This is a genomic window from Leptospira selangorensis, from assembly GCF_004769405.1.
GTDB classification, from domain to species: domain Bacteria; phylum Spirochaetota; class Leptospiria; order Leptospirales; family Leptospiraceae; genus Leptospira_B; species Leptospira_B selangorensis.
Genome location: NZ_RQES01000010.1, coordinates 269,272 through 283,077, shown reverse-complemented (window position 1 = coordinate 283,077; position 13,806 = coordinate 269,272). Strand labels below are relative to the sequence as shown.

Below are 13,806 nucleotides of genomic sequence, written 5' to 3'. Positions count from 1 at the left end.
TTCCGCCGAGCGAAAATGAATATAAACTGGTACCATTTCGAAAAGGAAGGATACTATCTGAGCGTTCGTAACGTAAACGAACGCATTGAAAAGCTAAATCCTCTCTATATTCGGTTTACCACTTTGAACAAAAGTGTGGATAAACTAATCAGCGTTCTTTTGGACAGGTACCTGGTCTACTTGGATGCGATCTCCCTCAAAGAATCCGTTTTTTCTATCTTAAGAGAAAGTGCGATGAACGCCGTTAAGGCAAATTCCAAACGTATCTTTTTTGCCGAAAACAATCTGAACATTTCTAATCCCGACGATTACGTGAGAGGGATGGCGAATTTCAAAAAGGAAATGATCAAGGACAAGGAAAGATATGCTGCCTTGTTGGAAAAAGTTAAATTCCATTGTTTGATCACTCTTGCTTTCAATCGAACTAGCTTCCTTATGAGGGTCTCTAATAACGCCCCTATTATTGCGGAAGAATTAAAACGTGTAGAGAACAGGATCGGTAAGAGTAAAGAGTATAACGATTTGGGAGAGGTTTTTGCAGACCATGCCGACGATTCCGAAGGTGCCGGTCTTGGACTTGCAATGTCTCTTCTGATGTTAAAGAACGAAGGGATTGCCGCTGATTCATATAAATTAAAGGCAGAAGGCGGGATCACTTCCGCTTATATCAAAATTCCTTTGGATTACAAACATCGAAATGTTTCGTACCAACGTACTGTGGAAATTATCGCAGAGATAGATAAACTTCCTACCTTCCCGGAAAACTTAAATCAGATCATGAGTCTGATCAATAAGCCCGATTCTTCCATCCAGCAGATCACCGAACAAGTCGGAAGAGACGTTTCCTTATCTACCAATATTTTGAAACTTGCGAACTCCGCTTCCTTTGCACAAGGAAGAAAAGTGGAAACATTGGAAGATGCGATCAAGCTGATAGGTCTATCAGAATTAAATAATATTCTTCTGAGCCTTGGAACTAAAAAGATCCTGGAAGAAAGATACAAAGAGTTCGAACATATCTGGGAAATGTCCAGTCTTTCGGCTTATATTTGCAGAAGACTCGGAGAAAGAATGGGCTGGAAGAAAACATTCCTGACCAATCTGGTTTGTGCCGCACTTCTTCATAATATAGGACTTGTACTCTTACTTTCTTTAGAAGGTGATACGATCGAAAAGTTAACCGATATTTCCGGCAAAAAACTTTTACCTTCTACTCTAGGTTTGGAAGAAGCTGCACTCGGTATCACACATACTTCTTTAGGAGGTATGATCTGTGAAAAATGGAATTTCTCGGACACGATCAAGGTGGCTGCCGAATACCATCATAGACCATTGATGGCCAAAAAAGAATCCAGAGATGTTGTATTTGCGGTCTATTTATCCGATTGGATCATAGAATGTCTGGATGGAAAGGCGGATCCCGCTGCAATTCACTGGGAAGTGCTCCAACATTTCGGTTTTAAAAAAGACGAGGAATGGTTGGAGTTCGGTAAGAAGGTTATAGAAGAATATAAAGCCTTCCAGAAACACTCTAGCTGATCCTTTTCTTCTCAAAAAAAACTTTACAACTCTATATAAGCCCGAAAGTCTAAAAGTTAAGTTTGCATATGATTGCCTGATTGTTTACAACCTTTTCCTCAAAGGACCCTCGTATCACGGGGGAGTTACATAAAATAAGTCTTATGACTACCTATGCATATAGGTTTGGGCAAAATAAATGGATCAAAAACCATCTTTGAATTTATCCGTATGGGATGCGGATAGAGAAAAAGAATTTATGAAAATTTCAGAGGATCTAGGTATCTCCGACCCGGTTCCTGCGAGAATTATCGGAGAACAGGGACAAGAGTTTCGTCTCGAACTAGAAAGTATAAAAGAAGAAGGTACCGGAATGTTAACCGGTGCACTTCGTTTTAATGCGGATTCTAGTTTGGACTTACCTGTTGCGGGAGATTGGGTCCTAACCACAAAATTAAGCGGAGAAGAATATCTAATCCATAAGGTTCTTCCGAGAAGAAGTTTACTCGTAAGAAAAACCAAAGGAGAAACCTTAAAACCGGATCCTATCTGTGCAAACATGGATCGAATTTTTCTTTTGCACGGTTTAGATGGTGACTTTCAACCAAGAAGATTGGAAAGAACTTTGATACAGATCTGGGAGAGTAAAGCTACACCTGTAGTTGTACTAACAAAGAAAGATTTGTATTCAGACAGAGAGGAAGAACTAAAGGAGAAGATAGACATAGTTCGAAAATCTTGTCCTGGAGTAGAAGTATTCTCGATTTCCAATCATAAACAAGAAGGTTTGGAAGAATTGGAAATGTTTTGGAAAGACGGATCCACTTCTGCTTTTATCGGATCTTCCGGAGTAGGTAAATCTTCTCTTCTAAATTTATTGATCGGAGAAAGAATCAGATCGGTAAACGAAGTCAGAGAATCGGATTCGAAAGGAAGACATACCACCACGAATAGATGGATGTTTCGTTTGGATTCAGGCGCTTGGATCTTGGATACTCCGGGTATGAGAGAGATCCAACTTTGGTCCGACGGTTCCGGGTTGGAAGAAACCTTTCCTGAAATTTTCGAGGCAGCTTCTAATTGTAGATTCCAAGATTGTTCTCATATCAGTGAACCTGATTGTGGAGTAAAACTTGCGATCGACTTGGGAAAAATTTCGGAAGAAAGATTTAAAAGTTATCTGAAACTTAAAAGAGAATTGGAAAGGACCGCGAACTTGAGTGCTCCAAACTCTCTTGAATTCAGAGAACAAAAAGCGAAGTGGAAGTCCATCCACAAAGAACAAAAAAGAATGCAACAACAACGAGATCGAGAAAGGTATCGTTAGTTTTTGAGAAGAGCAGGGGAGATTCTCCTCTGCTCTATTTAATCGATCTGAAAAAGGTCTACAATCTTATAAAAGTCTTCTGCTTTTAATTCTTCCGGCCTTTTATCCGAAGAAATTCCTGCGGTCTCTATACATTCTTTCAGTTTAGATCTTAAATTTTCTTCGGAGATTGGAAGAGGAAGGCCGTTCGGATAAAAAGAATCTAATGGAGCTTCTTTGATAGAAGAACCTATCTTTTTTCTTTTTCCCCAGAATAAGGTTCTACATAAAATTTCTAAAACTTGGTAGGACTGTTTTTTAGAAAATCTTTTGTCTGAAACAAACGTAAGAACACTTGAATCCACATTGGGAGAAGGGTAAAAACATCCTGCTTTGATTGTCTTTTTACTTTGGAATTTTCCGTAAGCTCCCGCATAAATGGAAAGAGAGGAAATCTCCTTAGTAATCCTTTGAGCGAATTCTTTTTGGACCAAAAAGACCGCCCCTTGTAAATTAGGAAGTTTTTCCAAAGAAAGAAGGATGAGTTCCGAGGTAATATAATAGGGAAGATTACCGAATAAAAAACAGGAGCTATTCTCTTGGTCCGATAAGGTATCTCTTGCATCTCCTAAAATGATCTCAGTTCCTGGAAGAAACTCATTTAGCCATTTATAATATACTGGATCAATTTCGTATAATCTCAGTTTTTTTCCGAGTCCGTAAAGTATATGGGAAAGTGCCCCCAGGCCCGGGCCGATTTCTAAGATCAGTTCGGATTTTTGTAAGAGTTCGGGTTCTGCGCTAGAGAATAAAGTTTTTACAGCGTTTGGATCTATGAGGAAGTTTTGTCCCCATTTTTTAAGAGGAGCGGAAGACCTTTCCGATAAGAATTCCCGGATCATATTCGGTTTATAAAACGGGTATTCCGGGGAGCTCATCACTTCCAATAAACTTCCAACCGGGAGCGATTCCAAGCTGTTTTCTAAATCGATTCCATTCTCTCGGATCTTCTTTGATCCCAAATCTTGGAAGGATGAGTATGATCCCTTCTCCTTTTTTTGTCCGGTTTGCCAAGGTGATTAATGAATCTTTTCCGATTTCGAATCGAATCAGCCTTTGTTCAGAGTCCGGCAGATGAAATTCTACTAATTTAGGAATTAAGATCCAATTTTCGAAACCTGCTATCTTTGGCTTTTCTTTTCCCCCGTATTTCAAAGATAGATTTTGATTTCTTTTCAAACATTCCGAAACCCAATCTAAACAGGATTCATGTTCTATATAGATCTCGTTTAGATTTTTTGAACTTGTACAGAATCTTTCCGGGTCTTTTCCTAATGACTTGTAAAGAATTTTGGAACTATACTTACATTTTCCTGCGAGTACTAATCTATTCTTTTCTTGAAGGAAAAAGGTGAATCTATCTCCGAAGAATACATCCGGAAGCCTGATCCATTTGGAGGAATTTGCCAACAAGAATTGAAAACCACAGCAGATACAAAATCCTGCGATCCAGATATTTTTGAGAATGGGATTGGTAAGTGATTTGTTATTTGCGGAATTAGAAAGATCTAATTTGGAATTTTCTATTTTTTTAGAAGGAAGTAATTTCCAGAGGAATAAGAAGAGTAAGAATAAAAACCAGATCCCTAATCCAAAAAACTTTGTGTTCCCTCTATAATAATGGATCCAATTCCAATTAGATTCTCCCCAATAGAGAGTTGTTTTTTCCAAAATTTCTAAAAGAAATAAAACGATTTTCCATACGGGTTGTGCAAATAAGGAGAGGTATATCGATTCCAATATTAAAGAAAAATATAATAGAGGGAGTAGAATCCCGCATATTGGAACTAAGATCAGATTTAAACCGAGTGACCCGAAACTGTAACTCCCGAAATAATAAATTAAAGAAGGTAATGTTCCAATCCCCGCAGATAAGGAAACTAAAAGATTTTCCCTCCAAAATCCGATAAATCTAGTTAAGATCGTTTTATCTTCCGATATTGGAGGAAAGCATTTTTGGAAAATTGGAAGCAGAAGTAGAATGCCTGAAACTGCGCCGAAAGAAAGTAAAAAAGAAACTCCAAATGAGCGAACAGGATCCCAAATATAAACTAGTCCTGCCGAAGAAATTAATAGATCTGCGGGTTTGGACTTTCTAAAAAACAAAGATTGTAAAAGTATCCAGGCAGAAAATATCCAAGCTCTTGCGAGTGAGATTGGAAAACCCAAACAGGCCAAATATAATAATCCGAATAATACAGGAAGTATTCTTGGAATATAATATCCTAAGAATGGAATTCGTTTCAGCACCGCGAACATACATCCAATTAAAATTCCTAAATGTAAGCCGGATGCGGCGAATAAATGTAAAATCCCTCCCTCTCTAGCATTTTTCTTAAATTCTTTATCTAAACCTTTTGAATCTCCTAAAACTAAACCCAATGAAATTTCTCTGACTCTGCCTTGTATTTCTGCTCTATCTAGGGTTTGGTTGATTTTTTGAGAAAATTCTTTTTTCCAAGAAGCGGATTTTTCTAAAAAAGGAGCGGATCTTTTGGTATAACCGCAAATTGCTAAAACAAAGAATAGGATCACTCCCCAGGAAAAGTATGGGGCCTTTTTGCCGAAGAATAAAAAGGAAAAGAATATTATACTAATTGAATGTATTGCAGTCCAAATCAGTACCTGGTCAGGAAAGAAAACATCTAAAAATAAAGTCGATAAAAGTCCGAGAACTAAATAGGAAAATGAAGAAGAAGGGACCCAGTCCTGGTAGTTTTGTTCCAAGTATTCGCCCATACGAATACCTGTTTTTGAAAATTTGAATCGTGTGCGGAATTCTCATTCCACCACAAAATCTGATATTAAACTGAAACTTTTGAGATCCCGATTCCCAGCTTTCCTCTTACATTATCTAAAATTTGAGAAGAAGCCGCTCTCGCTTTGTCTGATCCTTTTTTCATTACGGATCTTACATAAGCAGGGTCAGCTGCAATCTTCTCTCTTTCCTTTCGATAAGGGCCGAAATAATCTAAGACGGTCTCTAATAATGCTTTTTTGAGATCTCCATAACCGGTTCCAGGATTTGTAAATCTGGATTGAAGATTTTTTTTGCCGGATTCATCTAAGAAAAGGGAATGAATAGAGTATATTATACTTTTTTCATAATCTTTTGCTTCGTCCACTCCGGCGGAATCGGTTAGTATTCCCATTACGGATTTTTTTAACTTCTTCTCATCATCAAAAAAGTTGATCGTATTTCCGTAAGATTTGGACATTTTCGCTCCGTCTACTCCCGGCACGATCGCGGTTTCCTCATCTATTTCAGGTTCGGGAAGTTTAAAAGTTTCTCCATATTGTGAGTTAAACTTCTCCGCAATATCTCTTGCATATTCTAAATGTTGTTTTTGGTCTTTTCCTACAGGCACCTTATCGCTGTTAAATGCAAGGATATCCGCTGCCATTAGCACAGGATAAAAGAAAAGTCCTCCGCTCGGAACGATTCCTTTTGCGACCTTATCTTTATAAGAGTGGGCCAATTCCAATTTAGGAACAGTGATGGACATGCTCAGATACCAGGTGAGTTCAGTAACTTCGGGGACTTCTGATTGGATCCAGAATGCACATTTATCAGGATCGATGCCTAACGCTAAAAAATCGCAAACAGCATCATAAGTATTTTCTGTTTGGTTTTTGGCGGAACTAAAAGTGGTCAATGCGTGCAGGTCAGCTACAAAACAGAATAGATCGGACTTGTTTTGGTAATCGACTAACTTGCGTATAACTGAGAAGTAATTTCCTAAATGTAATTTACCAGAAGGTTGTACCCCGGTCAATATCCTCATTGTTCCTCCGAGGAAGCGAATCGGTTTTGTGGATCGTCGAAAGTTTTTCCGGAAAGGCGCTCATACTCTGCTTTTAATGCGCTTAGCTCCGCATCCAATTTTCTATGAGCAGTCAGTTTGTTTACGGTAAACTTATCTTTATAAATGACGGCGTAATTAAATAGTAATTGGGCCATATCCACAAAAACATATTCTAACGTTTTACTGTTTAAACGATTTCCGGATACCATCGTAGAATCGTAATATGGTAAAAATCTATGAAGGACTTTCACTTCTTCTAAGACTTTTTCTTTAGAAGCTAAAACTCTTTCGTTCAATTGCCCTTTAGCTTCGTAATCTTTCGCTAATAGATGGTTTTCAACTAATACGTTGATCTTCTCTGCGAATTTCCCCATGAATGCGGAAGCTTCTGAAAGTAATCTTAATAAGTTTACCGTGATCTGATCTTCGACTGATCCGCCGGAAGTGTTTTGGTTAAAATTGGAGAAGGTATACTGAAAGCTAGGATACTTCTTATTGAATGCATCCAATTGTCTCAGAAGATTATTGATCTCTTCTATTTCGGCTTTGAATAAACCCGGTTGGGTTACCAATACGTCCCTGTTATGGTTTTTTGTCCCTATCTTGACTGTTCCTTCTAAAATAGGAGTGTAACAGGATTGAAAGTCTCGGAGAAGTATATGGATCAGTTTATGAGGCATTCCTTTGTAGGAAGACTTGAATGCCGCAGAGTTCATATTTTCAGGCATATGGTGGGCGAAATAATCGTCTACGACCCCGTTCAAGAAATCGAAAGAGATCTTTCCGTTATCGTCGATTTTGAAATAACGTTGTCTTAAGCCGTGTAACTCTTCTTTTTTGTTCATCCTAGTCAAAATATCATCTGACAATTTGATCAATGTTGTTTCTACTTCTTTGGTGATATCGGGAGATCCTTGGAATTTGGTCTCGTTAATCGGAGGAACATTCAAAGAATCTAATATTTCTTCCCAGCCGATCACCTTTTTGTTGGATACAACATAGAATGCTCGGATTGCATCCGTAAGTTTAGGTCTTCCGTTTTCTAAATTTAATCCGTAATTCAGTCCGGAGATGATAGAAGGAAGTTTTACGGATAATTTTTCGTCCTTCTTCACTAACTCCGGAACATGACCTAAGATAATATCTCTGGCGTCGTTTCTGGAAAGATGACGAGCGTAGTACATCTGCATTTTCAAAGATCTGTTTAAAAAGATCTCCGGAGAAATTTCGTCGATAAATAACGAATCTAAGGAGATGAAATTATTAAAGAATTTATTAAAATTCAAAACAACATTATAAACTAAAGGTCTCCAATGTCTCCAGCCTTGGCTTTCCGCAAGTCTGAGCGCTTGTAATGTAGAAATGATCTGATCTTCTTTTAATGCTTTAAATAATCTTTCTACAGAGGGAGCGATCTTAGAATTTCTTCCGAGGAAACCTACTTCAACAGTTCCGGTATCTTTTGCAAATTTTGTAATATTCGCATTTCCACCAAAAAGGTTAGCTAGGAATCCTAAACCTGGTCCAGAATCCGGTTGTTTTTTTACAGGTTTAGGCGCTGTTTTGGAAGAAGTAGCCGAGCCTTGAGATGATTTAGAAGACTTATCCTCTTCTTCCGGTCTTTTACCTGATTCTTCTTTTTTCTTCTGTTCGAACTCTTCGTCGACTTTTTTCATCAAGTCGATACGTATGAATATATCGTTCGATTTTTGTATGACTTCGTCTATCTTCTGTTGGTGTTCCGGAGAACGTGTCTTTCGATAGAGGTCTGCGAAGACCTTATGGGCGTCTGTGCGAGAAGTAGACAAACTTATTCCCTCTCGTTAAGCGGATTCTCCACAATTTGCGCGTTTGCAGGTGCTCCGAAATTGAAGAGAGACGCTGGTAAACCTATACCGGTTTGGACTCCGGAAAAACTTACGGAGGTATATTCTCCGGTGGATCTACTCTTCATTCTAAGAGAACGAGGAGTATTATCCGGACCTAAAGTGACAACAATCTCTTCGTAAGTCCTTGTCGCGGATTTTAGTCGAAGTGAACCTCCCACCGGAGTCACTTCTTCGTATCCGGAAAGTAGGCCAGCCATTCCACCGGTCATACCTTTTACGTCTTGTTTTCCTACAATTCCTCTGGAAGGGGAATAAAACCAAAGATAACGTCCGTTGGAGGCGATAACTCTTCCGTCGGAAAATTTCACATGTATATGATTTGGTTTTTGATAAGAAAGAGTTCCGGTGAGTTCGTTATTGATCGTAATACTCGCCCGAAAACTGGAAATTTCTGCCATCTTTCCGATGACACTGCTTAACCTTTCCTTGCCAGGATCGGATAAAATAGAAGTGCCGCAGACCAGTAGAGCTGCGGCACCCAAAAAGGATAAGATACCCTTGGATGAAGCCATAATCGTTCCTACTATGGCTTCATTAGACGAAATTATCCAAGTACTTTTTTAAACTCGTCGGTCAGAGCCGGTACGACTTCAAAAAGGTCCCCTACGACTCCGTAGGTAGCTACTTTGAAGATTGGAGCGTCTCCATCCTTGTTAATAGCCACGATATACTTGGAAGAGCCCATTCCGGCCAAGTGCTGGATCGCTCCGGAAATTCCGCATGCGATATAGCAGTTCGGGGAAACGGTTTTACCAGTTTGACCCACTTGATGGCTATGGGAAATCCAGCCTGCATCGACCGCAGCACGGGAAGCTCCTAAAGCTGCACCTAAAATGTCCGCCAAACCTTGGAGAATAGGCCAGTTTTCAGGTCCTTTAATTCCGCGTCCGCCGGATACGATGATAGAAGCTTCTGCCAATTGAACTTTGTTCCCGCCGCTTAGATCGGAAGATACGATTTTAACTTTCGCGTCTCCTGCGGATGGACTTGCAGCTTCAGCAGCGCCTGCTCCAGCTTTTTGTACTACTTCTTGAGAGTTTGGACGAACAGTGAAAATAGCGATTGGGCTGGTAACTTTGAAATTACCGTATGCTTTTCCGGAGTAGATTGGCTTTTTAGCCACTACTTTTCCGCCGTCTACAGAAAGACCAACTGCGTCAGCAATGATCCCTGCTCCTACTTTTACAGCTACTCTTGGAGAATAATCTTTTCCTTGAGAAGTGTGAGGAACTAAAACTACGGAAGGATTTTTTTCCTTAATAACTCCGGCTACTAAATTCGCCCAAGTTTCCGCGTTGAAGTCTCCTGCATTTACAGTAACTACGCTGTCTGCTCCGACTGCTCCCAGATCTCCTGCGAATTTTTCAACTCCGGATCCGATGAGAAGAGCGGTAACTTTTCCTCCGAGTGCGTCCGCAATTTTGCGGCCAGCGGAAGTGATTTCTTTGGAGATCTTTTTGAGTTCTCCGTTTTTGAGTTCGCCTACGATTAAAACGTTGCTCACGGGTGTTCTCCTTAGATAACCTTAGCTTCTTCGCGAAGAGCTTTTACTAATTGTTCAGCGTAACCTTTCGCATCAGCCGCTTCTAACTTGCGACCAGGAATACGAGGTGGAGGCGGCTCCAGTCCCACTACTTCAATCTTGCTTGCAGGATTTCCTAAATCTGCAGGTGTTTTGGTTTCGATAGGCTTCTTCTTAGCTGCCATCAAACCTTTCAAGTTAGGATAACGAGGTTCGTTTAATCCTTTTTGAGCAGTGATTGCTACTGGTAGGCTGGTTTCCACAACTTGGGTTCCACCTTCTACTTCTTTAGTAGCTTTTACGGAAGTTCCGCTGATCTCTAAACTAACTGCGAAAGAAATATGAGCGATTCCGAGTCCTTCTGCGACTTGGATCACTACTTGGGAACTATCGCTATCGATAGATTGGCGTCCGCCGATGATGATGTCTGCATTTTCAGCTTTCGCGAAGTTTGCGATCAATTCTGCGGTTAAGACGGTGTCGAAAGGAACGTAGTTGTCCACTTTGATCTGAACGGCACGGTCCGCTCCCATTGCGTATGCTTGGCGTAAAGACTCTTGAACGCGATCTGGTCCTAGAGAGACTGCAATAACCTCTCCACCATTTTTCTCGCGTAATCTAAGTCCTTCTTCAATTGCGAATTCGTCGTACGGAGAGATAATCCATTTAATTCCGGCTTCATTGATGGACTTGTCCCCGACTTTGATATTCGTTTCGGTGTCAGGCACCTGTTTCACTAAAACGATGATCTTCATGAACTTTCGTTCTCCAAATAAATAGGGCTATAAACACGAAATTTCTGAAAAGCTTGAATGCAAACTACTTTTTTGCACGTATTCGGGAAATCTAGCCTATCGAAACAGAATGAGTGTTCTGCTCCAAAAATAGATCCAAAATAATCCCAAAATGATAACCAACACATTCGCATCCGATTGAAGGAAGAAGGTTAGGCCCCAGAAAAATGGTAAAAGGAAAAAGCTGATCAGAAATAAGAACCAGATCCAAGACTTTCCGCTAAAAGGAGTAGCGAATGAAGCTTCGATCTCTGAGCGAATCTCTTCTAAACTTTTAGGAAATTTTCCTAGATTGCGGACCGCGAGAACCAAAGCGAGAAGGCAAATCAAAGTTAATACGACAGAATACAGCATGTTTATCCTCGTTCAGGGAATTCTAGATAATTGCAGGGACTTTAGAACAGCTTGTCTGTCCTTTTTGGTATGGAATCTGATCTGTACATCATCTGTTTCCGAATTTTCCACTGAGAATTCTATACTCATCTTCTTAGAATCTCCAATTCCGGGGGATTCAGGAAAGATTAGGGAAGTAGATTGGTTAGCAGTTACACTGAAGGTTGCTTGGTCTAGGATTTCTCCTTCGAATTCAGCTCTAAATCTCCCTATAGGATCTTTGGGAATATAATGATCATAACCTTTTAATTCTTCATAAACAATCGGTTGGCTCTTACGTTCCGATCTTACCGTCTTTAACTTATACGTGAATTGAGAAGGGTCTATAAAGATTGATTTCTTATTCTGGATCGACGCAGAACTTACGCCTAATTTATAAACCTGTAAGAAGATTCCTCTATATATAAGAGTATCCGGATAACGATTGATAGTATCTACAGGAAAATTTCCTTCCAAACTGATCTTATCTACTTTTTCTAAAGTAACAGGTCCATCTTCTAGATTAAAGTCTTCGTCAATTAAATATACATTCCAGCCTGATTGGATCAGTTGGTTTGCCTTTTCTAAAAAAGGACGTGTTTTGTGTATAAGATAAGTATCTCTTCCGCTTAAATAACGAAGAGGGCTGGCAAGGTCTTCTTTTTTAGTAAAATAAATCGCTTTTTCACTTGGAAGAGATATTGATAATCTTTCGAATTCTTCGGAATAACCGGATAACATTCTTTCGAAAAATATCAATCTGTCTCTATTATAAAGATGATATATATAACCCGCAATGATTACTACGATTAGTGCTGACTTGATTGTTTGTTTTTTGATAGGTAGAGAATAAAGTCCTATTACTCCCATGATACATGCAAAAGGAACGGGAAATAAAACCCAGCGTCTAGATGCCCAGAAATGATCCGCATTAATGCTAGGATCATAAAAATAAACAAATGAGAGAAGGGAGCCTAAAAATAAAAATACCAAAGAACCGGAGGATTTCTTTTTGAAGAGTAGTAGATCATAACCTCCGATCCCGAATAAGACTAAACCAAGAGGAACATATAGTAAGAAGAATAAGAAGCCGTTCTTTTTGAAATATAAAATATCATTTATACCTTCTGCATTGCTAATTACAGGCTGGATAGAATGTCCAAAAGCAATTAATACAAAAAATAAAGTAAAAGAAAGAATTCTAAATATTGTTCTTTTTCTAAGAATTGTATTTTTGATCGATTCGATGGTTTTTTTTCCAATCTCTAAATTGGAAAAAGACAAAATAACGAATAACAAGATAGAAGAAAAAACACAGAATAATGTCAGTTTTAATAACTGGTTGCCTTCCCATAAATCAATCATGTAGGGTTTGGAATTGATATAACCGTAAAGGACTCCCAGAATTGAAATAGCGGAATATCCTAAGAGAAAATTTAAACCTTTTCGAAGAGATTTTCTTCTTAAAAATAATAAATAACCTACAAAGATTACAATCGCAGGAAAATAAATTAAACTATCGACCCTATTGAAGCTGCTTAGCCCTAGTATGCCTCCTGCAAAAACCATCCATCCTTTATCTTTACGAAAAAAATAAAGAGCTAAATAGGAAGAGAATAAAATCAGTAATTGCCCTAATGGCTCTGATAAAGTTGTTCTTACGTTCCAGAGCTGAGCTGGATTGAATGCGCAGAAAAAAACCGCAACCAATGCTCCCCAAGGTCCAATCCATTTTTTCGCGATCAAAAATATAAATACTAAGGATAATACTCCGAATATTGAATTCACTCGGAACATCGCATCCAACCCGAATAAATCAGCAGATAAGGCTAAATACGTTGGGAAGAGAGGATAGAAACGGGGAGAGAGAGAGCCGATTGGGGCCGACGGATCCAGGGGAGAATGATCTGAATGGATGGAAGGATAACCTTGGATGATATTATCCCCCAAAATCTGGGTTAGGTCTTGGTAACGGAAATCATTAAAATTTAGACCTCCCGTTTTCTGGATATTACTTCCAAAAACTATATAAACCCCGTGATCCCTATCTCCCTTAATATACTCGATAGGAAAAAGAGAATACATTGCTCCAGCACTTAGGAGTAACAATGCAAGGATGACATTGGTAAATAAATTTCCTGATTTGTCCCAACCTGAGATCGGGTTTAATCTAAGATCAATCTTGTGAAAGAATATATATCCGACGAATGATCCGGAAACTAAAAGTTGGATCAATGCCACTGATAGGATTTTGTAAGACTCGAATGAAACTAAAAGAAGAGCAATAGATCCCGCTAATAAAATGGAGAGGCTAAAGGAGACTAAATTTCTGGATAAGGGTTGTGGGAGTCCTTTTTTATGAAGAATGACCGATATAAAATAAACATTTAGGATGATGCCTAAAAAAAATAAGAAATTTACCAAGGAAATCACTGCCTAATACGAAATAATATCTTATACTCGATTTGTAAAGCTTGTATTTGCGGATCAAGATTTTGGTCTTCTTTAATATTGTTAAGTTCAGTAACTCGGTTGCAAT

11 protein-coding genes are annotated in these 13,806 nt (G+C 39.0%); 2 read left to right on the top strand and 9 right to left on the bottom strand.

What is annotated here, in order from left to right; all coding sequences use genetic code 11:
- Positions 1 to 15: 15 nt before the first annotated feature.
- Entirely contained in the window at positions 16 to 1,539 is a 1,524-nt protein-coding gene (locus tag EHO58_RS06940; protein ID WP_135628221.1) for an HDOD domain-containing protein, read from the top strand.
- A gap of 178 nt (positions 1,540 to 1,717) precedes the next feature.
- A complete protein-coding gene (gene rsgA / locus EHO58_RS06935) occupies positions 1,718 to 2,845 on the top strand; it encodes a ribosome small subunit-dependent GTPase A (protein ID WP_135679450.1) in 1,128 nt (375 codons plus the stop codon).
- Between the two features lie 38 nt (positions 2,846 to 2,883).
- Here rsgA and rsmA read toward each other — a convergent pair whose 3' ends face one another.
- The 9 genes from rsmA to EHO58_RS06890 form a co-directional block, all read right to left on the bottom strand.
- Entirely contained in the window at positions 2,884 to 3,762 is an 879-nt protein-coding gene (rsmA, locus tag EHO58_RS06930) for a 16S rRNA (adenine(1518)-N(6)/adenine(1519)-N(6))-dimethyltransferase RsmA (RefSeq protein WP_167483198.1), read from the bottom strand.
- Positions 3,734 to 5,623, bottom strand: a complete 1,890-nt coding sequence (locus tag EHO58_RS06925) for a ComEC/Rec2 family competence protein (protein WP_135679449.1) — start codon at positions 5,621 to 5,623, stop codon at positions 3,734 to 3,736. The genes rsmA and EHO58_RS06925 overlap by 29 nt, the downstream gene beginning before the upstream one ends.
- A 65-nt stretch (positions 5,624 to 5,688) precedes the next feature.
- Positions 5,689 to 6,669: a tryptophan--tRNA ligase gene (gene trpS, locus EHO58_RS06920; protein WP_135679448.1), complete on the bottom strand. Its 981-nt coding sequence runs from the start codon at positions 6,667 to 6,669 to the stop codon at positions 5,689 to 5,691.
- A complete protein-coding gene (locus tag EHO58_RS06915; RefSeq protein ID WP_135679447.1) occupies positions 6,666 to 8,498 on the bottom strand; it encodes a hypothetical protein in 1,833 nt (610 codons plus the stop codon). Before EHO58_RS06915 ends, trpS begins: the two co-directional genes overlap by 4 nt.
- A 2-nt stretch (positions 8,499 to 8,500) precedes the next feature.
- The gene (locus tag EHO58_RS06910) at positions 8,501 to 9,091 is read right to left on the bottom strand and encodes a LolA family protein (RefSeq protein WP_100722044.1); all 591 of its coding nucleotides are present in this window, start codon (positions 9,089 to 9,091) and stop codon (positions 8,501 to 8,503) included.
- Positions 9,092 to 9,123: 32 nt separating this feature from the next.
- Positions 9,124 to 10,083 carry an electron transfer flavoprotein subunit alpha/FixB family protein gene (locus EHO58_RS06905; protein ID WP_135628226.1) on the bottom strand — a complete coding sequence of 320 codons (960 nt, stop codon included), beginning with the start codon at positions 10,081 to 10,083 and terminating at the stop codon, positions 9,124 to 9,126.
- A gap of 11 nt (positions 10,084 to 10,094) precedes the next feature.
- Complete coding sequence (locus EHO58_RS06900) at positions 10,095 to 10,856, bottom strand: electron transfer flavoprotein subunit beta/FixA family protein (RefSeq protein ID WP_020769329.1); 762 nt, start codon at positions 10,854 to 10,856, stop codon at positions 10,095 to 10,097.
- A gap of 96 nt (positions 10,857 to 10,952) precedes the next feature.
- Complete coding sequence (locus EHO58_RS06895) at positions 10,953 to 11,249, bottom strand: LIC10362 family protein (protein ID WP_135628227.1); 297 nt, start codon at positions 11,247 to 11,249, stop codon at positions 10,953 to 10,955.
- 12 nt (positions 11,250 to 11,261) lie between these two features.
- Positions 11,262 to 13,700, bottom strand: coding sequence for a glycosyltransferase family 39 protein (locus EHO58_RS06890; RefSeq protein ID WP_135679446.1), 2,439 nt, complete (start codon positions 13,698 to 13,700; stop codon positions 11,262 to 11,264).
- Positions 13,701 to 13,806: the final 106 nt, after the last annotated feature.

What these genes read in the sequence shown, in the direction of transcription:
- EHO58_RS06910 (WP_100722044.1), bottom strand. Translation starts at nt 9,091, where the DNA reads ATGGCTTCATCCAAGGGTATCTTATCCTTTTTGGGTGCCGCAGCTCTA.
- trpS (WP_135679448.1), bottom strand. Translation starts at nt 6,669, where the DNA reads ATGAGGATATTGACCGGGGTACAACCTTCTGGTAAATTACATTTAGGA.
- EHO58_RS06895 (WP_135628227.1), bottom strand. Translation starts at nt 11,249, where the DNA reads ATGCTGTATTCTGTCGTATTAACTTTGATTTGCCTTCTCGCTTTGGTT.
- EHO58_RS06940 (WP_135628221.1), top strand. Translation starts at nt 16, where the DNA reads ATGAATATAAACTGGTACCATTTCGAAAAGGAAGGATACTATCTGAGC.
- EHO58_RS06925 (WP_135679449.1), bottom strand. Translation starts at nt 5,623, where the DNA reads ATGGGCGAATACTTGGAACAAAACTACCAGGACTGGGTCCCTTCTTCT.
- rsgA (WP_135679450.1), top strand. Translation starts at nt 1,718, where the DNA reads ATGGATCAAAAACCATCTTTGAATTTATCCGTATGGGATGCGGATAGA.
- EHO58_RS06900 (WP_020769329.1), bottom strand. Translation starts at nt 10,856, where the DNA reads ATGAAGATCATCGTTTTAGTGAAACAGGTGCCTGACACCGAAACGAAT.
- rsmA (WP_167483198.1), bottom strand. Translation starts at nt 3,762, where the DNA reads ATGAGCTCCCCGGAATACCCGTTTTATAAACCGAATATGATCCGGGAA.